The organism is Shewanella sp. Isolate8 (assembly GCF_022398495.1).
Taxonomy (GTDB): domain Bacteria; phylum Pseudomonadota; class Gammaproteobacteria; order Enterobacterales; family Shewanellaceae; genus Shewanella; species Shewanella aquimarina.
The window spans coordinates 515331-538220 of sequence record NZ_JAKEVI010000001.1; the positions used below are offsets into that span (position 1 = coordinate 515331).

Genomic DNA, 22890 nt, shown 5'->3' on the forward strand with positions numbered 1-22890 from the left:
GCATTTTGAAGATTTTTCTTTCTGCTAGCTACTGCTTTTTTGTATACATTATGCTAAAAAGGCTGCCTGTCATTATTCTTTTCCACGGTGGTTGCGGGCATGCCTCTCTGACTGCCGTCAAAGGTGTTAACTATGAGTGTAAATACCACGAGTGAGATTGCCACTGTGGGCGTGGGCGGTTCGAGCCCTGAGCTGGAGCTGGCCAAGCTGTCTGATATGACCCAAGGGGTCGAAGGGATCACGAAGCAAGAATACAGGGCGCGTATCGACAAGGCGCAGCAGCTGATGCGTCAGCAGGGGATCGCCGCTATCTATCTTAATGCGGGCACTAATCTCTACTACTTCACCGGCACACGCTGGTACGCCAGCGAGCGTATGGTGGGGGCTATTTTGCCGGCCGAGGGTGAGCTGGAATATATCGCTCCCGCGTTCGAGCTAGACACCCTCAAGGGTTACATGGTGATCGAGGGGCGGGTTAACTGCTGGCATGAGGATGAGAGTCCCTATGCGCTTTTCGTTAAGCGCCTGGGTGAGCTAGGCATTAGCCAGGGTAAGCTGGCGATGGATGAGTCGGCGGCGTTTTTCATCTTCGATGGCGTGCGTCAACTGGCGCCGGCTCTTGAATTTGTCAATGGTAAGGCGGTGACGGCGGCTTGTCGTATGATCAAGTCTGAGACTGAGCTGGCGCTGCTACAGCGTGCCAAGGATATGACTCTGGAGGTGCACAAGGCCGCCGCGCGTATCCTGCGTGAAGGGATCACTGTCGGCGAGGTGGAGAGCTTTATTCACCAGGCACACAAAGCCGTGGGCGCTCCCGCGGGCTCCTATTTCTGTATCGTGCTCTTCGGGGAAGACTCGGCCTATCCTCATGGGGTCAAGTCGCCTAAGGCGCTGGAGCTTAACGATACCGTGCTGATCGACACCGGCTGTCAGCTCCATGGTTACAACTCGGATATTACCCGCACCTATGTCTACGGCACGCCGAGCGAGCGTCAGCGTCAGCTATGGCAACTGGAGCAGGATGCTCAGCTGGCGGCCTTCGAGGCTGCTAAGGTGGGCGCGCCATGCTCAAGTGTGGATCGCGCCGCGCGCGATGTGATTGAACAGGCGGGTTTCGGCCCAGGTTATGCGCTGCCGGGTCTGCCTCACAGGACGGGGCACGGTATAGGTCTGGATATCCATGAGTGGCCCTATCTGGTGTTGAATGATCACACGCCGCTAGCTCCAGGCATGTGTTTCAGTAACGAGCCCATGCTGTGTGTGCCGGGCGAGTTTGGGGTGCGCCACGAGGATCACTTCTATATGACCCAGAGTGGCCCCAAATGGTTTACCCAGCCTGCTCACTCTATCGATAATCCCTTCGGATATTGATATCAATCGTAATAAATAATTGATCATTCTAGCTTGTTAAAACGCTATTTTTGATCACGAAATTACTGTGATTGGTATGAAACTAAAAACGCGCCCTAGGGCGCGTTTTTTTATGCTGTCAGCGTAGAGGCATTATTTATCTATACTGATCAGCTCCACATCGAAGACAAGCACAGAGCCGCCGGGGATCTTACCTGCGCTGCGATTGCCATAGGCCAGGCTGCTAGGAATAAAGAAGCGGGTCTTTTCGCCTTCGACCATCAGCTGTACCCCTTCGGTCCAGCCCTTGATGACGCGATTGAGTGGGAAGGCGATAGGCTCGCCGCGCTCGACCGAGCTGTCAAACACAGTACCGTCGATCAGCGTGCCATGATAGTGAACAGTTACGGTATCGCTGGCCTTGGGATGAACGCTGCCGTTGCCCTCTGCCAATACCTGATACTGGAGCCCCGAGGCGGTTTCGATAACCCCTTCCTGAGTCTTGTTTTGGGCTAAAAACGCCTCGCCTTTGGCGATGTTTTCCTTAGCCGCCTTCTGGTTATTCATGCTGGTAAAGAAGTAAAACAACACGCCGGCGATCACTACGACTGCTAATATCATTCTCATCATTGATTTTCCTGAAAAAGTGCGGCCTTCATCATAGCCAATTGCGCCTCTTGGGTAAACGCGTAGGGCTCATTTGAATCAATAGGCTAGTTAACCCCGAGCCGTGTCAGCAAGGCCTGTCCCTGGGGAGAAATTACGGCGCCCAACAGGCTGAGGTTGATGATGACAGTCAACCAGAGCACCAAACGAAAAGCCCGCTTGCTGGACTTGTGCCTCAGGTGTTGCTGGCCCAGCATGGCGCCCGGCCATCCCCCCAGTAGGGATAACCAATGCAGACGACTCTCTTTAATGCGCCAGGTGTCTTGCCTGGCGGCGCGTTTATCGATGGAGTAGCTGGTAAAAGTGATGAGGCTTATGACGACGTAATAGATGAAGACTGCTATTGGTAGTCGTTGCAACAGGCTGGCAAGTAGTAGGCCGAGAAACAGTGCCATCATCAGCAGGAGGCGTAGTTTATCGGCTAGGGTCCATCTCGTCCCTTTTTGTCTGATCTTTCCCCTATGAGGGCGCTTGGATCCTGATGTCTTGGGGCCTGTTGTTTTTCCAGGCCCGCTTATGCTTTGCCTAGGTTTTGCGCTTTGACTAGGTTTTACGCTTTGCCTAGGTGTTGCACTGTGACTGTTAGGACGGTTCTGTCTCATTGATGCTCTTGCGTTAATTTGGGCTGTGGGTTTTATATCATTTAGAAATAGGTGATCTCCAGTTCGTATAGCGTCGCGTCGTCATCATAAGAGTCATATTTCGCCACCAGAGAAAAGTTTTTTTCATAAATATCGACGCTGTCGAATTCATCGTTAGCCTGTTCAAATTGCGCAAGCAGCTTATCCTTTTGCGATGGAACCGCCATCTTATCGCATAGCACGGCGAGATCCGCATCGTCTGCTTGTGGGTAGATGCCTGAAGCCAGTCTAACCCTATGTAGGGTGTCGCCATCAAACTTGAGTTGTAGATGGTTGCCCAGCAGCCACCACTCACCGTCATTCGAGATAGCTAGCTTAGCCATGGAGGGGTAGGTTTTCTGTAGCTGTTGTAAGTTAGGCCGCTCACCGGAATAGGAAGGCGTGAGCTGTTTGAGCAGCGGCGAGAGGGCTTTCTTGCCGGGTTGTTTGCCTTGTAACGCCAGCTTTGTCTTGTCTTGATAGAGGCTAAAACCGGTTAACTGGGATTCTGGCCTTGCCTCGCTGCCCTGGTGAAAGGTGTCAAAGTTCAGTGTGAGGCGATGATTGCCGTCACTCAGTTTGAGCTGGTCACCCTGTAGCCTCGCTTGGTTGGCGCCCAGGGATTGGCGCACCTGAGAGAGGGGCGCGCGGTAGCCTAGCTCGCCGTTAATTAACCAGGGGGCACCATCGAATCCGTCGCGATATTCGATAAGATTCAGACCTGTATTATTCATTGGGCTGAAGTCGGTGGAAATGGCACTGAGAAGTTGGTGGGTAAACACAAACCAGAGCTGTCTGCCGTAACCCCAGGCAAAATCTTGTGCCGAAAGCGGTAACTCTATGCTTGCGGGTCCCAGTAACTCGTAGAGCTCTTCGGGGCTCATGCCGAGTTTTGCGCCATAGACCCCATTGTCTAACGATACTATGGCCGGAGGCAGTGTCTTGGCCGCTGCGATCTTAGCCGCGGACTTGGGCATGATCGGCTCGAAGGTGTATTCAAAATTTGACTTGCGGATCTCGTAGCCTTTGCTGTCGTAGGCTGCAGACTCATTGGATAGGCTCTTGTCATCCTCGCATAACTGGTAGAGTTCGGCCTCCAGTTGAGTGCGCAGTTGGTAAGTCTTAACCATCTCTTGGGTGGAGCGTTGAGACAGTTTTTTCTGTTTCACTTTGCTGAGGATATGGTTACTCACCTGGGTAAGGAGTATGGCTTCGGCGCCCTTTTCCGTGGCGGTTTGTTTGAGTTGGGCTAATACTGCCGCAAAGGCTTCACTTTCCAGTGGTTTGGTCTCACTGGGGTACTTCTTGCTGGTCACCGAGAGAGTAATGGGCTCTAGGGTGGTTGCGATACACTTGGGTTTCTTATCAAGTATCTTCGCGCCTTGTGCCTGCGGGCTAGTATCACTGTTTGCAAAAACCGTTGCGGCAAGGCCGAGGTGTCCAAATAGGAGAATGCCGCTCGAGAGAGTCTTCAATGCTGGTGTCATATGGCGCGTCCCTGTTGCCAAATTAGAGTCAGTCTCTAACATGAGAGACTCAGCCAAAAATGTCAAATTTTCATGGGATTATGCAATTTTTCATTATTCTCCTGTGTGAACAAGCGACCTAAAACCGCCGCTTGTTACCGGCTAAGCCTTGGCAGGCTTAAGGGAGATCCACAGCTTGATGTGCCCCTTGACGACCACTACGTCATTTTCATCCAGTGCGGTAACAGATACTAGCATATCGCCTTCGACCCACTGCTCAGGCGTTACTTCGGCGATACAGCGGATATCGCTGCCGGCCTTGGCGGTATAGTCGACGCTCATGCCTTTGGGGATCCAGCGTAAGTGAGACGGAATCGAGGCCTCGGCCATGGTGCCCATGGCCATCTCCAGGCCATTACAGATGGCGATCACGTGTACAGTGCCGATATGGTTTTGTACTGACTTGCGTTTACGTACCAGCACCTGGCAGTAGTTGGGTCTGAGCTCTGTGATGAGGGGCTTAACGGTAGCGAAGTAGGGCGCCATGCGAGACACCATAACTGAAAAAATTTTATGGCCGAGTGGCCATTTGGTCACGCGGCGGTAGAGTGCCATCACTCTTGTCGGTTTGTTAGTCATTGGCTTACTCGTTAGTCGAAACTGTTCTTTCTTAATAGAAAGCACTCTGGGTTTAATAGAAAGTGCTCTGGGTTTAATAGAAAACCCATCTGGTCTGATGAGTTGTTAGACTAGCCCAATAACAAGCGGTTAACAATAGCGGTGTGAATCGCCTGTCTAAAGTAAACTTCATTTTCCTTTGTTTGTGCTGGGCGCGTATAATCGGCCCCTGAGGCTTTTGGCCCATAGAAAATCATTAACTTAAGGATTTTGAGTGAAATATCTGCTGACTTATTTCAAAGGAATGGCCATGGGCGCCGCCGACGTGGTACCCGGTGTTTCCGGGGGCACCATCGCCTTTATTACCGGTATTCTCGACCCCCTGCTCGATAGCATACGCAGGGTTAACCCTAGCCTTATCGGCATCATACGCCAGCAAGGCGTGAAGGCCGCCTTTATGCATATCAATGGGCCTTTCCTCATCGCCGTGTTTGGCGGCATCCTTACCAGCATCTTTACCCTGGCTAAGTTGATTACCTATCTGCTGCATACTCAGCCGATCCCCGTGTGGTCCTTCTTCTTCGGCCTCATCATCATCTCTGTGGTGCATATGCTTAAGCAGGTGAAGGGATTCTCCATGGGACGCCTGGTGCTGTTTGCCCTCGGGGTAGCCTTCGCCTGGGGGATCACAGTGCTGCACCCCATCGACATGCAGATGACCTACCTCAATGTGTTCATTGGCGGCAGTATTGCCATCTGCGCCATGTTGCTGCCGGGGATCTCAGGCAGTTTCATCCTCTTGCTACTTGGCCTCTACACCTCGGTGCTGGGCGCGGCCAAGAGTCTGGATATCCCGGTTCTTCTGACCTTCGCCTGTGGCTGCGTGGCTGGTTTGCTCTCGTTTAGTCACCTGTTGTCGGCGCTGCTGCGTAAATACCATGATGCCACGCTGATCTTCCTCACTGGTTTGATGCTCGGCACCCTAGGTAAGATCTGGCCCTGGAAGCAGGTGCTCACCTGGCGTGAAAACTCGGCGGGCGAGCAGGTACCCCTGTTGGAACAGAACCTGTCGCCCATGAGTTTCGAGCAGCTAACCGGGCAGCCGGCGCAGCTTGGTCTGGCGATTAGCGCCATGTTGGTGGGTATCGCCCTGGTATGGGCGCTGGAATACTTTGCAGGCGATAATGCAAGTGTGGGTAGCAAAGATGAATAAGTGGATACTGCTCATTGCACTCGGCTTGAGTGCCTGCTCGAGCGGAATAAGCATGAGTGTGACGACTGAGGCAGAGCCAGAAGGGGATCCTCTCATAGTGAAAGATCCCATGTCACAGGACAATCAGCGCATCATAGATGATGCCAAGCAAGATGGCCGCCTGAACAAGGATTAACGGCGGCCAGAGCTTATGATTCGCGAAAGGTGGGCCTAGCCAGCCTGACGCGAATTATCGACGGTTTTCTTGTCGTAATATTCGAAAGGAAATTGGTTGCGGATACGCTGAATGATGGCGTCGCTGACATTGGCCGACACATGTAGCCTGACGCTGCCGCTTTTCTCGGCGCGCACGACACAGGTCAGTTTCTCACTCTTGGCAATCGATTTACATTCCCGCTGAAACTTCTCTGGTATCTTGCCCTTGTGGGAGATGAGCCGGCCATCTTTAAAATGCATCTCAAAGAGGGTCAGGCCGCGTTTGCCCGAGAAGATCAGCTTGTAGATCAGAATCAGGCCCACCAGGATAAAGGCGATTTTAAATAGGGTTTCGGTCATAGTCACTCCTTAGCGTTATAGTTTGAAGATACTCCCAGCTAAGGGTTTTTCCTAGCGGCTTAGATCAAATTTTAATAAACTGGCTATACTCTCCAAAGGATTATCACAGGTTAAGGAAAACACTATGCATCTGTCTAATGCCCGCCGCTGGGAAAAACTCTGCCATCAGCAAGCCGATATACTACAAGGGTTGTCACAAACTTTTCCCGAGCGCACGCAGGCGCACCAGGAGTTAGTCAACTATTGGCGGGGATTGGCCGAGCGCGTCCGCCGGGGAGAGAGCCTGAAGCTGTAAWAAAAAACCGCCAATATTGGCGGTTTTTTTACAATCACTTGGTTGGGAAAGAAATGGGGTTAGAAGGCGTAGCTGGCAGTGGCCAGTATGGTGCCTTCGTTCTTCCATGGGCCATCGCTAATCTCGTTGTCGCTGCTCAGGTTAGTGTCTAACCAGGCCAATGACAGGCCGACACCAGCCACCTCGGTGGACACGCCGATAGAGTAATCGACATAGTTCTCACCCCAGTCCAGATCGGCACCGTCGCCATAGTTATAGCCCACGTGTGCATCTATGCTCCAGTTCTCGGCAAACTCATAGGAGTAATTCAGCTCACTGTAGTGCATGGCAACATCGGCGTTGGCATAGTCGTTGGTATACCACTGAGCGAAGTGGAAGTCGGCAAAGTAGAAGCCCAGTGAGGCTTCGAGATACTTAGTGCTCTCATCCTGTCCCGGATAGGTGTAGTAGGTCAGGGTGAAGTCATATTCTACCGCATCGTCTTCACCGAAGGCGCCGGCATAACCGGCGTAGAAGTCGACTTCGACATCGGCATCATAGCTTTCATCATCGACATTACTGCCCCAGGCACCGATGAAGAAACCACTTTCCATGCTGTAGTCTATGCTGGCTTGAACGGCAAAGTCGCCTGCAGTTTGTGAGATACCGCGGAAGCGGTAATCGTTGGTGACGCCAATTTCTCCCGAGACCTCGGCCTGTGCCAAAGGTGTTATTAGCGCGGTTGCCAAGGTTAAGCCAGCTAGCTGGGCTATCCGTTTCTTATTAAATTTTTTATACACGGTGGTTTCTCCATTTCACTTGGTTGACACCGATCCACATAGCAAGCTACATAGATCAGATTAAGCCAAACAACAGCTAAACAGCTGAGACGACATGGCAATGATTTTCTTTATTTTTGCTCAAATACGACGTAAACCTTGCGGCACTCCTGCAGCACTTTCCATACGCCCTTAAAGCCGGCGGGGATGACGAAGCGATCGCCCTTGGTGACCGTCAGGCTCTTGCCTGCCTCATCAATGATCTCGCTGCTGCCCGATAAGATCTCGCAATACTCATGTTCGCTGTAGTTGACCTTCCAACTGCCGACCTGGCCCTGCCAAATCCCGGCGTGAAATTGATCGCAGGGACTGGAGTAATGATTTTCCAGCTGCTGCTTGGGATCCCCGCTGAGGATCTTTTTCTGTGCCACCTCATAGTGTTCCGCCTTAACCTTATGCTGGCCAAAGTTGATGATGGCATCGATCGTTTGTGTCATGTCGGCTCCAAAATACAGATAGACTTAAGGCGCAGCGCGGCGCCCTAAGCTTAGTTTATTTCATGGTAGGCATCACAAATTCTGCCTGGCCGCTGTGACCCTTAGGCCAGCGGGCGGTGATCGCCTTGCGCTTGGTGTAGAAGCGCACGCCGTCTGGGCCATGCATGTGCAACGGGCCGAAGAGGGAGCGTTTCCAGCCGCCGAAACTATGGAAGGCCATAGGCACTGGGATGGGTACGTTGACCCCGACCATGCCAACTTGTACATGGTGGCAGAAGTGTCTGGCAGCCTCGCCGCTCTGGGTAAAGATGGCGGTGCCGTTACCAAACTCGTGCTCATTGATCAGCGTCAGTGCCTCGGCGTAATCCTTCACCCGGACGATGGCCAGCACGGGACCGAAGATCTCTTCCTTATAGATAGTCATCTCAGGCGTGACGTGGTCAAACAGGCAGCCACCAAGGAAGTAGCCCTGTTCATGATCGGCTACGCTCAGTTGACGGCCATCGGCCAATAGGCTTGCACCCTCGCTCACGCCTGTGTCCACATAGCTGCGCACCTTCGCGAGATGCTGCGCCGAGATCAGCGGTCCCATCTCCATCTCGCCTTCCAGGCCGTTACCGACCTTGAGCGCCTGGATCTGTGGCAGCAGTTTCTCTACTAAGGCATCACCCACGTCACCGACGGCCAGCACTACAGAGATCGCCATGCAGCGCTCGCCAGCGCTGCCATAGGCGGCGCCCATCAGTGCGCTGACCGCCTGATCCAGATCCGCGTCTGGCATCAACAGCATGTGGTTCTTGGCGCCGCCCAGCGCCTGCACACGTTTGCCGTGGGCCGCCGCGGTCTGGTAAATATATTCGGCAATTGGCGTCGAGCCGACGAAGCTCACCGCCTGAATGTCCTTGTGGGTCAGCAGGGTGTCTACCGCTTCCTTGTCGCCGTTGACCACGTTAAACACGCCGTCCGGCAGGCCCGCCTCGGTGAGGAGTTCGGCCATGCGCATCACAGAGGTGGGATCTTTCTCCGATGGCTTCATGATGAAGGTATTGCCCGCAGCGATGGCGATGGGGAACATCCACATAGGCACCATCACAGGGAAGTTAAAGGGGGCGATGCCGGCCACTACGCCCAGGGATTGGTTGAGTGTCCAGGCATCGACGCCACCACCGACCTGTTCTGTGTGCTCGCCCTTGAGTAGATGAGGGATGCCGCAGGCAAACTCCACCACCTCGAGGCCGCGGATGATCTCGCCCTTGGCATCGTCGAGTACCTTGCCGTGTTCGCGGGTGATCATGGCGGCCAGCTCATCCATGTTGGCTTCGACCAGGGCCTTAAACTTAAACAGAATGCGCGCGCGGTTTAGTGGGGTCATCTCTGACCAGGGGCCGTGGGCCTTCTTGGCCAGCTCGATGGCCGCATCTACCTCGAGTGCGCTGGCCAGGGAGACGTTGGCCTTGTGCTCGCCGGTGGCGGGTTCGAAGACGGCGGCGCTGCGGGCGCTGGGCTGAGTGTGCTGGCCGTTGATGTAGTGGTTTATCTGCTGCATAGCGCGTAATTTCCCTGCAAAAATCTCTAATGTGTTCTGGTTATTCTGAATTAGCCAACTGTGGTGATGGCATCGCTTAGTGTGTTGACCATCTGGTCAATCTGGGCCTCGTCGACGATCAGTGGCGGCGACAGGGCAATGGTGTCGGCCGTTGCCCTGACCAGGGTGCCGTTCTTGAAACAGGTCTCGAAGATGCCGAAGCCCCGCTTGCCTATGCCTTTATCGCTCGGGCTAAACTGGATACCGGCCACCAGGCCAGTGTTGCGAATGTCGATAAGGTTCGGCAGTCCCTTGAGGCTGTGGACCGCCTTTTCGAAGTAGCCTTCCAGCGACTTGGTGCGCTCGAACAGCTGCTCTTCCTGATAGATATCTAAGGTGGCGATGGCGGCAGCTGCGGCTACCGGATGGCCCGAATAGGTGTAGCCATGGTAGAGCTCGATGGCGCCCTCTGGCGCATCCATGCTGACATCATAGATGGCATCGTCGATCAACACGGCGCCCATGGGGATGGTGCCGTTGTTGAGCGCCTTGGCTGTGGTGATCATATCCGGTGTGACGCCCCAACGCTGGCTGGCGAAGGCGTCGCCTACACGGCCAAAGCCGGTGATCACCTCATCGAAGATCAATAGGATGCCATGCTTGCGGGTGATCTCTCTCAGGCGCTTGAGGTAGCCCTGAGGCGGTAATATGACCCCGGCCGAACCCGACATGGGCTCGACGATCACCGCGGCGATATTCTCGGCGCCATGTAGGGTAACAAGCTGCTCCAGCACCTCGGCCTTCTCCGCGCCGCTTTCCGGCAAGCCCTTACAGAAGGCGTTTTGCTGGATATCCAGGGTGTGGGGCAGGTGGTCGACTCCCTGCAGTAGCTGCTGGCTGAAGGTGCGGCGGTTACCGCCTATGCCACCGACCGAGATGCCGCCGAAGCCGACGCCATGGTAGCCCAGCTCACGACCGATGAATCGGGTACGGGTCGCCTCACCACGGGCCCTGTGATAGTTGAGGGCGATCTTCAGCGCCGTGTCGACAGACTCAGAGCCAGAGTTGGTGAAAAATACCTTGTTCATCCCTTTGGGGGCTATGGCGGCGAGACGCTCTGCCAGCTCGAAGGCCAGCGGGTGGCCCATCTGGAACGAGGGGGCATAGTCCATCTCGTGGATCTGTTTGCTGACCGCCTCGGAGATCGCCTTGCGACCGTGTCCGGCATTACAGCACCAGAGACCGGCAGTGCCGTCGAGTACGGGACGGCCGTTTACATCCTTGTAGTACATCCCCTCTGCCTGCGCGAGGAGGCGGGGACTTTGTTTAAACTGTCTATTGGCGGTAAAGGGCATCCAATAGTGTTCCAGCGTGCCTGTTGCTACCTGGTCAGCTTTATTAAAATCTTCCATATCATCTACCCTGGTTCTGTGTAATTGTTGTTTTATTGAGTGGTTGATATTCGCTATGCTATGTCAGAAATAATGAACATGAAAGCTTTTTGTTCATTATTTATAGCAAAAAATAACTTTTTGTAAAAAATATTGAAATTGATTGAGGGTTGAGCGTAATCTAGGGCAGGCACAGTCGCGCCACAGAGAGCGTGGATGTGCAATAGCATTGACGCTAGAGCAATTATCACCCGTTAAGAGGTCAGAATGAGTACTCCACAAAATCGCGAACAATGGCAAGAGATGGCGGACAACCTGGTGATTCAGGGCCAGGCATTTATCAATGGCGAATACTGCGCCGCCGATTCGAATGACACCTTCGACTGTATCAGCCCAATCGATGGCAGGGTGCTGACCCAGGTGGCCAGTTGCGATCTGGTGGATGCCAACCGCGCCGTTGCCAATGCCCGAGAGGTGTTCGAGCGCGGCGACTGGTCACAGCTGCCACCGGTGAAACGCAAGCAGGTGATGATTCGCTTTGCCGATCTGCTCGAGGCAAACAGGGACGAGCTGGCCCTACTGGAAACCTTGGATATGGGTAAGCCTATCCGTTATTCCGGCGCCGTCGATGTGGCGGGCGCGGCTCGCGCCATACGCTGGTCGGGTGAGGCGGTGGATAAGATCTACGATGAGATAGCCCCAACGGCCCATAACGAGATCGGCATGATCACCCGCGAGCCTGTGGGCGTAGTGGCTGCTATCGTGCCCTGGAACTTCCCGCTGCTGATGGCGTGCTGGAAGCTTGGGCCCGCGCTGGCCACAGGCAACAGCGTGGTGTTAAAGCCCTCAGAGAAGTCACCGCTGACAGCCATTCGCATGGCGCAGCTGGCGATAGAAGCCGGGATCCCTAAGGGGGTGCTCAACGTGTTGCCTGGATTCGGACATACCGTGGGTAAGGCGCTGGCGCTGCACATGGATGTCGACACCCTAGTGTTTACCGGTTCGACCAAGATTGCTAAGCAGCTGATGATCTATGCCGGCGAGTCCAACATGAAGCGTGTCTGGCTGGAGGCCGGGGGCAAGAGCCCGAATATCGTCTTCAACGACGCGCCGAACCTTAAAGAGGCGGCCATCGCCGCGGCCTCGGCCATCGCCTTCAACCAGGGCGAGGTCTGCACCGCAGGTTCGCGTCTGCTGGTGGAGTCGGGGGTGAAGGAAGAGCTAATTAATCTGATCGAGGCCGAGATGCAGGCCTGGCAGCCTGGGCATCCGCTGGATCCTGCCACCACCTGTGGCGCCGTGGTGGATAAGCAGCAGCTGGATAATGTGCTTGCCTATATCCGCGCCGGAGTGGCCGAGGGGGCACAGCTGCGTCATGGCGGGCAGCAGGTGCTAGCCGAGACCGGTGGCGTGTATGTGGCACCGACCATCTTTGCCAACGTGAAGAACGAGATGACTATCGCCAAGGAGGAGATCTTCGGCCCTGTGCTGTCGGTGATCACCTTCGATGGCATGGAGGAGGCGATCCGTATCGGTAACGATACCATCTATGGGCTGGCGGCGGGTGTCTGGACCTCAGATATCAGCAAGGCACACAAGACCGCCAAGGCGCTGCGCAGCGGCATGGTATGGATCAATCACTATGACGGCGGCGATATGACGGCACCCTTTGGCGGCTATAAGCAGTCGGGTAACGGCCGCGACAAGTCCTTGCATGCCTTCGACAAGTATACCGAGATCAAGGCGACCTGGATCGCGCTCTAGGAAAGCTTTTCAGGGAAAGCCACCGTCTTAGCGGCAAGCAACCCGCTTATACAAAACGCTTTAATCACAGCCCTTTAGCAATAAAGGGCTTTTTTTATGCCAGTTTGTTAGCAGGGGTAAAATAAGTCACTTGTCCTGAGCCCCTTGCATCGTATATTGTCTTTACAGATAAGCGTCATACGATTGATAAGAGGGGCCAGACAGATGTTGATTAGCCCCCACATTGGGAGTCACTATGGAATTGGAATACCCGTTAGTTACCACCGCCTGGCTTGAGGCAAATCTGTTTGAGTCGAATCTGGTATTGCTCGATGCCAGTATGCAGAGTGTGGTGGGCAAGGAGCCCATTTTATACGATGAGTTCATCTGTATTCCCAGAGCGCAGAAGTTTGATATCGAACGGGTGTTTTGCGATACCACTTCTTCGCAGCTGCATGCCATGCCGACCCCTGAGCAGTTTGAGCAAGGGGCCACGGCGCTGGGTATCGACAGAGACAGCCTGGTGGTGATCTACGATAACCAGGGGATCTATAGCGCCCCCAGAGCCTGGTGGATGTTTAAGCTGATGGGGCACGAAAACGTTTATGTGCTCGATGGCGGCCTGCCCCAGTGGCTCAGCGAGGAGCGCATGACCAGCGAGAGCTATCAGCTCACGGTAATAGATGAAGAGTCTGTGCCCTATGTGGCGGATTTCCAGCCGGGCCTAATCTGTGATGCCAACTATGTGCTCGAATCTCTGGGCAGCGACAGTGTTATCTTGGATGCGCGGGCAGCGGGGCGTTTTGCAGGCGAGGTCAGCGAGCCTCGACCCGGCGTGCGCTGCGGTCATATTCCCGGCTCGGTAAACCTGCCTTTTGGCGAGCTGCTGCGCGAACATAGGATGAAACGGGTCGAGGACCTGCAGGCCATGTTTGAGCAGTTGGTAGGAGAGCAGGTGGGTGAGCAGGAAGCAGAGCGGATCTTCAGCTGCGGCTCAGGCATCACCGCCTGTATCCTGATCTTAGCCTCTGTGGCCTCGGGACATGACAAGGCGGTGCTCTATGATGGCTCCTGGGCCGACTGGGGCAGCAATGCCGACTTGCCTATTGAGCAGGGGGCGTAATCGTTACTAACAGAAAAGGTGCCTAGGGCACCTTTTTTTTATGCTGACTGTTTTATTTTAGTTTTTAGGCTAAAACAGGTCTTTCAGCCTGTGATACAGCATGCCCGCCGCCAACATGGGGGAGCGGAATCTCGGCCCGCCGGGGAAGGTCATGTGTTGTACCCTGTCGAAGATATCGAACCTTTCGGCCTGAGTCGTCAGGGCTTCGCCGATAAGCCTGGCCGCCATATGGGTGGCATTGACGCCGTGACCGGCATAGGCCTGGGCGTAGAGGATGTTGGGGCAGTCCGGCAGCCGACCTATCTGTGGCAGGCGGTTGGCGCCTATGCCTATCATGCCGCCCCATTCATACTCTATCTTCACCCCCTTGAGCTGGGGGAACACCTTCTCCAGGTTGGGGCGCAGCGCCGCGTCGATATCCTTAGGATCTTTACCCGAATAGGTGCACAGGCCGCCAAATAGCAGGCGATTGTCCTGGGAGAGGTGGAAATAGTCGAGATCGATACGCATGTCGGCGAAGGCCATGTTTTGCGGGATAATCTCATCGCACATCTCCTGGGACAGTGGCTCGGTGGCCAACAGATAACTGCCGGCAGGCAGCACCTTACCACCTATATAGCCGTTGAGTTCATGGCCGATATAGGCGTTACCGGCGAGGACCAGATAGCGACAGTCGACGCGGCCATGCTCTGTATGTACGCAGGGGCGCTCGCCCTTGACGATTTTGGTGGCGGCGCTGTATTCGAACATCTTGACCCCCAGGCTGCGGGCCACCTTGGCCTCGCCCAGTGCCAGATTGAGGGGATGCAGGTGGCCGCTGTTCATGTCGACCAGGGCGCCGCAGTAGAGATCTGAGCCAATCACTTCGCCAAGCTGGTGCTTCTCCAGCAGCTTAAAGCCCTCACGGCCCTGGTGGAGCATCTCCTGATAGTCGGCGGCGAGCTCCTTCATGTGTCTCGGCTTGGTGGCCAGATCGCAGTAGCCCATCTGCAGGTTACAGTCGATACTGTGCTTGGCGACGCGGTTACGCACTATCTCGACCGCCTCGAAGCCCATCTGCTCGATGGCCGCGACGCCTTCTGAGCCTATCTCGTTGCGAAACTGATCGACATTATGGCCTATGCCGCGGATCAACTCGCCGCCGTTGCGGCCCGACGCGCCCCAGCCGATCCGTTTCGCCTCCAGCAATACTACCTCGAAGCCTCTCTCGGCCAACTCGATGGCGGTGTTGATGCCGCTGAAACCACCGCCGACGATGCAGACATCGGCGCTGATCCGCTCAGTGAGTTGCGGCAGCGCTTCCAGGGCATTGGCGGTGGCATGATAGAAAGAGTCGGGATATTGGTCACTGTGGACAGGGCGCTTGGTGGTCATTTGGGCTCCGAGTGAGGGTTTTATTCTTGTTATTCGACTAAATTGGCCAGAGTAAGTATACTTTTGACCCTTGAGTTGGTTATAATTCACACCTGTTGATTATATTTAACATGCTTTTTAGTTTGATACAAACTAGTATGGAAAATTGTTTCTTCCTGAGTCTTGTTGGATAGGAGATGTTTTTTGGATATAGGCGCAAATCTCAAAGCTGTTCGTAAAATGAAAGGGTTATCGCAACGCGAGTTGGCCAAGCGTGCCGGCGTGACCAACAGCACCATCTCCATGATCGAGAAGAACAGCGTCAGTCCTTCGGTGAGTTCCCTGAAGAAAGTGTTGTCGGGTTTGCCCATGTCGCTGGTGGACTTCTTCTCTATCGAGGAGAGCATGCCCAGCGAGCAGAAGGTGGTCTACCGCTCTGGCGAGCTGCTGGATATAGGCGATGGCAACCTGGACTACAAGTTGATCGGCAGAGACTACCCCAACCGCGCCATGTCTGTGATGAACGAGGTCTATCCCCCTGGGTCTGATACCGGCGAAGAGATGCTACAGCATGAGGGTGAAGAGGCGGCCATGGTGATCGAGGGCCAACTGGAGATCACCATAGGCGATGAAGTCTATGTGCTCAGCGAGGGCGATAGCTACTACTTCAACAGTGAGTTGCCCCACAGGTTCCGCAATCCTTTCGACAAGCCTTGTCGCATCGTCAGCGCCACGACGCCGGCAAACTTCTAACAAAATATTAGTAGGCCGGGTATCGCCCGGCCTATCCATCCTTCCCCCTCTCTATTGTTTCCCTGCCCATCTCGGTATGTCTATGCCCATATGGCTGAGCCATTGCACGCTCGATTATGTAAATAATTTTGTCCATTAAGGCCATAGGGCCCATTTCTGAAGTTGGCTTTTCTGTGGGAGCTGGTTCACAAAACCCTTGGCGTGATTTTCGCCTGTTTTCGGCTTTACATTAATTTTATTTCTCTTTTAATGTTGTTTTAATTGAGTTTTATTCTAATTGTTATTCTGTTGTATATTTTGTTTTCTGCGGGCTATTGCCTCGTCAACTATTTCAGTGTAGTGTGTGAAAAAATGAACATTGGTTGAAGTCTGTTCATTGTTATAACTATAAGAAGACGCAACAAAGCTAAAGGTGAACTATGTCCGATGAAGGACTTGCTGTTATCGGTGTCACGGCCTGTAATCAACAGGTAGGCCTGCACCCATTCAATATCGTTGGCGAGAAATACCTACTGAGTATTGCCGATGCCACCCAGGGCTGGCCCTTGGTGATCCCCGCACTTGGCCATTGCCCGGCCGAGACGATATTGCCCAGATTAGATGGTCTGCTGTTCACCGGTTCGCCCTCCAATATCGAGCCCCATCACTATGACGGTGTGGCGAGTGACCCAGATACCCTACACGATCCCAAGCGCGACGCCACCAACCTGCCGCTGCTGAAGGCAGCGATCGATGCTGGTGTGCCTGTGCTGGCCATCTGCCGGGGATTTCAGGAGATGAATGTAGTATTTGGTGGCAGCCTGCATCAGAAATTGCATGAAGTTGGCGATTATATTGAACACAGAGAAGACAAGACGGCTGACGTCGAGGTGCAGTACGGCCTGTCTCATCCGTTGAAGATAGAACCGGGGGGATTACTCCACGAGGCTTGGGGCCGCAATTTGGCAGAGGTGAACTCTGTGCACACTCAAGGTGTTGACCGTTTGGGTGTTGGATTGCGGCCAGAAGCCTATGCCCCCGATGGATTAATCGAGGCGTTTTCGGTCAAAGAGGCGAAAAATTTCGCGCTGGGGGTGCAGTTTCACCCCGAATGGAAGGTGTTAGAGAACCCTTTCTATCGCTCAATTTTCAGTGCCTTTAGTCAAGCCTGCCAAGCCAGAGCAGCTCAACGCAAGAGATAGTGAAGCATGAAGAAGTTAATCGATTATTTGAAAGCCAATAAGATCACCGAGGTGGAGTGTGTCATCAGCGATATGACGGGGATCGCCCGCGGTAAAATCGCCCCGGTGGATAAGTTTATCGACGAGAAGGGGATGCGCCTGCCTGAGAGTGTGCTGCTGCAGACAGTGACCGGCGACTATGTGGATGACGACCTGTATGACAGCCTGCTGGACAAGGCGGATATCGACTTTGTCTGTGTCCCGGACGCCAACGCGGTATTCATGTTGCCCTGGACGGTCGAAGCCACCGCCCAGGTGATCCACGACACCTTCGACAAGATGGGTAACCCCATAGAGCTGTCGCCCCGTAACCTGCTAAAGAAAGTGCTCAAGCTCTATGAAGACAAGGGCTGGAAGCCAGTCGTCGCGCCCGAGATGGAATTTTATCTGACCCATAGAAACTCAGATCCCGATATTCCATTGATTCCGCCCGTGGGCCGCAGTGGCCGCAAGGAGTCGGGTCGTCAGTCTTTCTCAATCGACGCCGCCAACGAGTACGATCCCTTATTTGAAGATATGTACGACTGGTGCGAGGCTCAGGGACTGGATATCGATACCCTGATCCATGAAGAGGGCACGGCCCAGATGGAGATCAACTTCAGCCACGGCGACCCCTTGTCGCTGGCGGATCAGGTGTTTGTGTTTAAGCGTACCCTGCGTGAGGCAGCGCTTAAGCATGACGTGTGTGCCACCTTCATGGCCAAGCCTGTCACCGACGAGCCAGGCAGCGCCATGCATATTCACCAGAGTGTGGTGGATATCAAGACCGGCAAGAATGTCTTTACCAACGAGGACGGCACGAAAAGTGCTAAGTTCCTGAGTTACATAGGCGGCCTGCAGAAGTATATTCCCGAGCTGCTTCCTCTGATGGCACCCAACGTAAACTCTTTCAGGCGCTTCTTGCCCGGCACCTCGGCGCCGGTCAATCTGGAGTGGGGCGATGAGAACCGTACCTGTGGCCTGCGTATTCCCGAGTCGTCGCCACAGAACCGCCGCATCGAGAACCGTATCGCCGGTGCCGATGCCAACAGCTACCTGGCCATCGCGGCCACCTTGCTGTGTGGTTACATGGGCATGGTGGAAGATGTGAAGCCATCGACGCCGGTACAGGGACGCGCCAACGAAAATCGTCAGGGGATCAGCCTGCCGCTGACGCTGGAAGAAGCACTGGCGGTGATGTCGGAAAGTTCGGCTGTGAGGGAATATCTGGGGGATACCTTCACCACAGGCTATATCGCGGTGAAACAGGCGGATCTGGAAAACTTCCGCCGGGTGATCAGCTCATGGGAGCGCGAGTTCCTGCTGCTGACCGTCTAGGGGCTCTGCACCACTCTGGGGCAGGGGTGGCGACAAAATGAAGCAAGATTGCCGGGGGATTAACCCCCTGGTTGAATCATGGATAACTAACCGGTGTAAATAGATATAAATTCATATTGATGGTGGATATGTTCGATTTTACACTAGCGATGAATGTTAAACAGGTTCGATGCAGTTGTAAGCTGTAGCATTGGCAATAATAACAATGAAAGCCGTCACAAGCGGCAATGCAATGACAGTAATCATCAGACTACTGGCAAGCTAACAAGGAGATAGCATGAAGCTTTTAAAGAAAATGACAACACTCGCTCTGGTCACCGCCGGGGTATTTGCAAGCTCTGTCGCCAGCGCCGAAGAGGTGGTTAGAGTATATAACTGGTCTGATTATATCGCCGAAGATACCCTAGCCAATTTTGAGAAAGAGACGGGCATCAAGGTGGTCTACGATGTGTTTGACAGCAACGAAGTGGTCGAGGCTAAGCTGCTATCGGGTCGTTCTGGCTATGATATCGTGGTGCCGTCAAACAACTTTCTGGCAAAGCAGATCAAGGCAGGTGCCTTCCAGAAGTTGGATCAGTCACAGCTGACCAACCACAAGAACCTCAATCCTGAACTGATGAAGCAGCTGGAAACCGCCGATCCACGTAACGAGCACGCCGTGCCTTACCTGTGGGGCACTACTGGCATAGGCTATAACGAGGCTAAGGTGAAGCAAGTATTGGGTGAAGACGCACCGGTCGATTCTTTGGAGCTGGTCTTTAACCCTAAGTATGCCGAGAAGATCTCTAAGTGTGGCTTCTCGCTGCTGGACAGTGCCGACGAGATGCTGCCGATGGCGATGATCTACCTGGGGCTGGATCCTAACAGCACTAAGAGCGAAGACTACGCCAAGGCGGGTGAGGTGATGGCGAAGATCCGTCCCTTCGTGACCTATTTCCACTCATCACGCTACATTACCGATCTGGCCAATGGCGATCTCTGTGTGGCATTCGGTTACTCGGGTGATGTCTTCCAGGCCGCCGCACGCGCCGAAGAGGCCGAGAATGGTCAGGTGATTGGTTATGCCATTCCGAAAGAGGGTTCAAACCTTTGGTTCGATATGTTGGCGATTCCTGCCGATGCTAAGAACGTGAAGAACGCTCACACCTTTATTAACTATCTGCTGCGCCCCGAGGTGATTGCACCTATCACTAACTATGTGGCGTACGCTAACCCTAACGTGCCTGCTCAGGAGCTGGTGGATGAAGAGATCCGTAACGACGCGGCTATCTATCCTACCCCTGAAGTGCTGTCACGCCTGTATGTGGCCGATGTGCGTCCGATGAAGGCGCAGCGTGCCATGACTCGCGTGTGGACTAAGGTCAAATCTGGCATGTAATGCCTGTATTAGAGGGCAAGGTCGCTTGCCCTCCTTTCTTTAAGATCATCTTAACTATTGCAGTAGGTGCCTTACTGGTGCTTTTTGTGGAGAAGTATTATGGCTAGCAATTCGGGCGTCACCAACAAACCGACAACAAAGACGCAAGGAGAGGTGTTGCTGAAGATCGAGAGAGTCAGCAAGCTATTTGACGATGTTCGCGCCGTGGACGACGTCTCGCTAAATATTAATCGTGGGGAAATTTTTGCACTGCTTGGCGGCTCAGGTTCGGGGAAATCGACGCTGCTGCGCATGTTGGCCGGCTTTGAGAAGCCGACCGAGGGACGCATCTATCTCGATGGCCAGGATATTACCGATATGCCACCCTATGAGCGCCCCATCAATATGATGTTTCAATCTTACGCCCTGTTTCCGCACATGACGGTGGCGCAAAATATCGCCTTCGGTCTGAAGCAGGACAAGATGCCCAAGGACGAGATAGAACAGCGCGTCAAAGAGATGCTCAAGCTGGTTCACATGGAGCCTTATGCCAAGCGTAAGCCTAATCAGCTTTCCGGTGGTCAGCGTCAGCGTGTGGCCCTGGCGCGTTCGCTGGCCAAGCGTCCAAAACTCCTGCTACTGGATGAGCCTATGGGGGCGCTGGATAAGAAACTCCGTACTCAGATGCAGCTCGAGGTGGTGGACATTCTCGAGGCGGTCGGGGTGACCTGTGTGATGGTTACCCACGATCAGGAAGAGGCCATGACCATGGCCGAGCGGATCGCCATCATGAACGATGGCTGGATCGCTCAAACCGGTTCGCCAATGGATATCTACGAGAGCCCGGCTAACCGCATGGTGGCCGAGTTTATCGGCAGCGTGAACCTGTTCGAGGGGGATATTGTCGAGGATGAGGTCGACCACGTGGTGATCAATGTGGCCAACATTCCTCAGCCCTTCTACGTGGGTTACGGTGTGTCGACCAGTGTGGATACCACCCAGGTATGGGTAGCGATTCGTCCCGAGAAGACTCACATCAGCCGCGAGCAGCCAGGCGAGGCGCGCAACTGGTGCGCCGGTAAGGTAGAAGATATCGCCTACCTGGGTGGCATCTCGGTTTACTACATACGCCTGTGTAACGGACAGCTCATTCAATCTGTGATGACCAACAGCGACCGCCGCGCCGACTCGCCCACCTGGGAAGAGGATGTCTTCGTGAGCTGGGAAGCGACCAGTGCCGTTGTACTGAGATCTTAACGGGGGCGTTATGAAGAAGTCATTGAAGTTTCGTTTGCCCAAGGGGCAGTGCTGGACGATAGGCGTGCCCTACTTCTGGCTGCTGATGTTCTTTGCCTTGCCGTTTGCCATCGTATTGAAGATCAGTCTGTCGACCCCGGCCGTGGCGATCCCGCCCTACGAGGCGCTGTATCAATATGCCGACGAGTCGCTGCAGATCATGCTCAATCTGGGCAACTATATCCTGATCTTCGAAGATCATCTCTATATCAATGCCTATCTGGGCTCGCTCAAGATGGCGTTTGTCACCACCTTCGGCTGTCTGCTTATCGGTTACCCCATGGCCTATGCCATCGCCAGGGCACCTAAGCAGCACCAGACTGTGCTGATCCTCTTGGTTATGTTGCCATCTTGGACCTCGTTTCTTATCCGGGTGTATGCCTGGATGGGGATACTGAGTAACAACGGGGTGGTCAATAACCTGCTGATGTGGCTGGGAGTGATCTCTGAGCCGATTCAGATGCTCAATACTAATTTCGCGGTTTATATCGGTATTATCTACACCTATCTGCCCTTTATGATCTTGCCGCTGTACGCCAACCTGTCGCAGCTCGATGGCAGTTTGCTCGAGGCCGCGGCAGATCTCGGCTCACGCAGTCTCAATACCTTCTGGAAGGTGACCCTGCCGCTGTCGAAAGGCGGGGTGATTGCAGGGTCTATGCTGGTGTTTATTCCTGTGGTCGGGGAGTTTGTGATCCCTGAGCTATTGGGCGGTCCCGATTCGCTCATGATAGGTAAGGTGTTATGGCAGGAGTTCTTCAACAACCGTGATTGGCCGGTCGCTTCGTCGCTCGCCATCGTGATGTTGGCACTCTTGATCATCCCTATCACCCTATTCCATCGTTATCAGTCCAGAAGTATGGAGAAGACGATATGAGCAACAGACTAAGAAAATTGAGTTTCTCCACCCTGATGCTCTGGGGTGGGATGTTTTTCCTCTACGCGCCCATGTTCATCCTGGTCTTCTACTCGTTCAACGAGTCTAAGCTGGTGACGGTTTGGGGCGGCTTCTCGGCCAAGTGGTATGGCGAGCTGTTCCGCGACGACCAGATCCTCGATGCGGTGGCGACCAGCTTAAAGGTGGCGTTCTTCGCCTCCACCATGGCGGTGATCCTCGGCACCATGGCGGCCTTCGTGATGACACGCTTCGCTCGCTCCTGGGGCAAGATGACGCTGTCGAACATGATCACCGCGCCCCTGGTTATGCCAGAGGTGATCACGGGTCTCTCGCTGTTGCTGTTATTCGTGCACATGGCAGACCTGCTGGGTTGGCCGGCTGAGCGCGGCATGTTGACCGTGTGGATTGCCCACTCGACCTTCTGCGCCGCCTATGTGGCCGTGGTGGTGTCATCCAGGCTGCGTGAGCTGGATATGTCTATCGAGGAGGCGGCTCAGGATCTGGGGGCGACGCCGCTCAAGACCTTCTTCCACATCACTGTGCCTATGATCTCGCCGGCGCTGATAGCGGGTTGGCTGCTCTCCTTCAGCCTGTCGCTGGATGACCTGGTGATCGCCAGCTTCGCCTCTGGGCCTGGGGCAACGACCCTGCCTATGGTGGTCTTCTCCTCCGTGCGTATGGGGGTATCACCTAAGATCAACGCGTTGGCGACCTTGATCATCTTAATCGTTTCGCTGATTGCCTTTATCTCTTGGTACCTGGCCCGCCGCGCCGACAAACGTAGCCGTATGGTCAGCGATTAGGCTCGCAGCGTTAGCTCTAGATAGCAGGCGCCCCGCGGCGCCTGTCAACCCAAGCCATTATTATAACGATTCA

General features: G+C 54.3%; 23 protein-coding genes. 13 read left to right on the forward strand and 10 right to left on the reverse strand.

Annotation, left to right across the window (positions count from 1 at the left end):
• The first annotated feature begins 132 nt into the window (after positions 1-132).
• On the forward strand, positions 133-1371 hold the full coding sequence (locus L1D43_RS02205) for a Xaa-Pro peptidase family protein (protein ID WP_239849789.1): 1239 nt from the start codon (positions 133-135) through the stop codon (positions 1369-1371).
• Between the two features lie 132 nt (positions 1372-1503).
• On the opposite strand, the gene L1D43_RS02210 is transcribed toward L1D43_RS02205, so the two are convergent.
• From L1D43_RS02210 to L1D43_RS02225, 4 genes are all read right to left on the reverse strand, one after another.
• Positions 1504-1977, reverse strand: a complete 474-nt coding sequence (locus L1D43_RS02210) for an FKBP-type peptidyl-prolyl cis-trans isomerase (protein ID WP_239851016.1) — start codon at positions 1975-1977, stop codon at positions 1504-1506.
• 86 nt (positions 1978-2063) lie between these two features.
• Entirely contained in the window at positions 2064-2414 is a 351-nt protein-coding gene (locus L1D43_RS02215) for a DUF1294 domain-containing protein (protein ID WP_239849790.1), read from the reverse strand.
• Between the two features lie 245 nt (positions 2415-2659).
• A complete protein-coding gene (locus tag L1D43_RS02220) occupies positions 2660-4123 on the reverse strand; it encodes a hypothetical protein (RefSeq protein WP_239849791.1) in 1464 nt (487 codons plus the stop codon).
• A 141-nt stretch (positions 4124-4264) separates the two neighbouring features.
• Positions 4265-4741, reverse strand: a complete 477-nt coding sequence (locus L1D43_RS02225; protein WP_041510276.1) for a hotdog fold domain-containing protein — start codon at positions 4739-4741, stop codon at positions 4265-4267.
• 253 nt (positions 4742-4994) lie between these two features.
• Between L1D43_RS02225 and L1D43_RS02230 the strand changes: the two genes are divergently transcribed.
• Both L1D43_RS02230 and L1D43_RS02235 read left to right on the forward strand, forming a co-directional pair.
• Positions 4995-5933: a DUF368 domain-containing protein gene (locus tag L1D43_RS02230; protein WP_239849792.1), complete on the forward strand. Its 939-nt coding sequence runs from the start codon at positions 4995-4997 to the stop codon at positions 5931-5933.
• Positions 5926-6108 carry a hypothetical protein gene (locus tag L1D43_RS02235; RefSeq protein WP_041510278.1) on the forward strand — a complete coding sequence of 61 codons (183 nt, stop codon included), beginning with the start codon at positions 5926-5928 and terminating at the stop codon, positions 6106-6108. The genes L1D43_RS02230 and L1D43_RS02235 overlap by 8 nt, the downstream gene beginning before the upstream one ends.
• Positions 6109-6143: 35 nt before the next feature.
• On the opposite strand, the gene L1D43_RS02240 is transcribed toward L1D43_RS02235, so the two are convergent.
• Complete coding sequence (locus tag L1D43_RS02240; RefSeq protein ID WP_041510279.1) at positions 6144-6488, reverse strand: DUF3634 family protein; 345 nt, start codon at positions 6486-6488, stop codon at positions 6144-6146.
• A 124-nt stretch (positions 6489-6612) separates the two neighbouring features.
• Here L1D43_RS02240 and L1D43_RS02245 point away from each other — a divergent pair, with 124 nt between their 5' ends.
• Positions 6613-6783, forward strand: coding sequence for a hypothetical protein (locus tag L1D43_RS02245; protein ID WP_239849793.1), 171 nt, complete (start codon positions 6613-6615; stop codon positions 6781-6783).
• 59 nt (positions 6784-6842) lie between these two features.
• Here the strand turns inward: L1D43_RS02245 and L1D43_RS02250 are convergent, their stop codons facing one another.
• From L1D43_RS02250 to L1D43_RS02265, 4 genes are all read right to left on the reverse strand, one after another.
• Positions 6843-7562: a TorF family putative porin gene (locus L1D43_RS02250; RefSeq protein ID WP_041510280.1), complete on the reverse strand. Its 720-nt coding sequence runs from the start codon at positions 7560-7562 to the stop codon at positions 6843-6845.
• 110 nt (positions 7563-7672) lie between these two features.
• Positions 7673-8038 carry a cupin domain-containing protein gene (locus L1D43_RS02255; protein ID WP_239849794.1) on the reverse strand — a complete coding sequence of 122 codons (366 nt, stop codon included), beginning with the start codon at positions 8036-8038 and terminating at the stop codon, positions 7673-7675.
• A 55-nt stretch (positions 8039-8093) separates the two neighbouring features.
• Positions 8094-9584 carry a CoA-acylating methylmalonate-semialdehyde dehydrogenase gene (locus tag L1D43_RS02260; protein ID WP_239849795.1) on the reverse strand — a complete coding sequence of 497 codons (1491 nt, stop codon included), beginning with the start codon at positions 9582-9584 and terminating at the stop codon, positions 8094-8096.
• 50 nt (positions 9585-9634) lie between these two features.
• Positions 9635-10975 (reverse strand): aspartate aminotransferase family protein, encoded by a 1341-nt coding sequence (locus L1D43_RS02265; RefSeq protein WP_239849796.1) that lies wholly within the window; start codon positions 10973-10975, stop codon positions 9635-9637.
• Between the two features lie 246 nt (positions 10976-11221).
• On the opposite strand from L1D43_RS02265, the gene L1D43_RS02270 reads away from it, so the two are divergent.
• Positions 11222-12718 (forward strand): aldehyde dehydrogenase, encoded by a 1497-nt coding sequence (locus tag L1D43_RS02270; RefSeq protein WP_239849797.1) that lies wholly within the window; start codon positions 11222-11224, stop codon positions 12716-12718.
• Between the two features lie 241 nt (positions 12719-12959).
• Complete coding sequence (locus L1D43_RS02275) at positions 12960-13820, forward strand: sulfurtransferase (protein ID WP_239851018.1); 861 nt, start codon at positions 12960-12962, stop codon at positions 13818-13820.
• 69 nt (positions 13821-13889) lie between these two features.
• Here the strand turns inward: L1D43_RS02275 and L1D43_RS02280 are convergent, their stop codons facing one another.
• Positions 13890-15194: an FAD-binding oxidoreductase gene (locus L1D43_RS02280; RefSeq protein WP_239849798.1), complete on the reverse strand. Its 1305-nt coding sequence runs from the start codon at positions 15192-15194 to the stop codon at positions 13890-13892.
• A 183-nt stretch (positions 15195-15377) separates the two neighbouring features.
• Here L1D43_RS02280 and L1D43_RS02285 point away from each other — a divergent pair, with 183 nt between their 5' ends.
• From L1D43_RS02285 to L1D43_RS02315, 7 genes are all read left to right on the forward strand, one after another.
• Entirely contained in the window at positions 15378-15926 is a 549-nt protein-coding gene (locus tag L1D43_RS02285) for a cupin domain-containing protein (RefSeq protein WP_041510286.1), read from the forward strand.
• A 419-nt stretch (positions 15927-16345) separates the two neighbouring features.
• Complete coding sequence (locus L1D43_RS02290) at positions 16346-17107, forward strand: gamma-glutamyl-gamma-aminobutyrate hydrolase family protein (protein ID WP_041510287.1); 762 nt, start codon at positions 16346-16348, stop codon at positions 17105-17107.
• Between the two features lie 6 nt (positions 17108-17113).
• Complete coding sequence (locus L1D43_RS02295; RefSeq protein ID WP_239849799.1) at positions 17114-18463, forward strand: glutamine synthetase family protein; 1350 nt, start codon at positions 17114-17116, stop codon at positions 18461-18463.
• A 277-nt stretch (positions 18464-18740) separates the two neighbouring features.
• The gene (locus L1D43_RS02300; RefSeq protein WP_041510288.1) at positions 18741-19841 is read left to right on the forward strand and encodes a polyamine ABC transporter substrate-binding protein; all 1101 of its coding nucleotides are present in this window, start codon (positions 18741-18743) and stop codon (positions 19839-19841) included.
• Between the two features lie 99 nt (positions 19842-19940).
• Positions 19941-21077 carry a polyamine ABC transporter ATP-binding protein gene (gene potA / locus L1D43_RS02305; RefSeq protein WP_041510289.1) on the forward strand — a complete coding sequence of 379 codons (1137 nt, stop codon included), beginning with the start codon at positions 19941-19943 and terminating at the stop codon, positions 21075-21077.
• A gap of 10 nt (positions 21078-21087) precedes the next feature.
• Entirely contained in the window at positions 21088-21993 is a 906-nt protein-coding gene (locus tag L1D43_RS02310; RefSeq protein ID WP_239849800.1) for an ABC transporter permease subunit, read from the forward strand.
• Positions 21990-22817 (forward strand): ABC transporter permease subunit, encoded by an 828-nt coding sequence (locus L1D43_RS02315; protein ID WP_011864781.1) that lies wholly within the window; start codon positions 21990-21992, stop codon positions 22815-22817. The genes L1D43_RS02310 and L1D43_RS02315 overlap by 4 nt, the downstream gene beginning before the upstream one ends.
• Positions 22818-22890 lie beyond the last annotated feature (73 nt).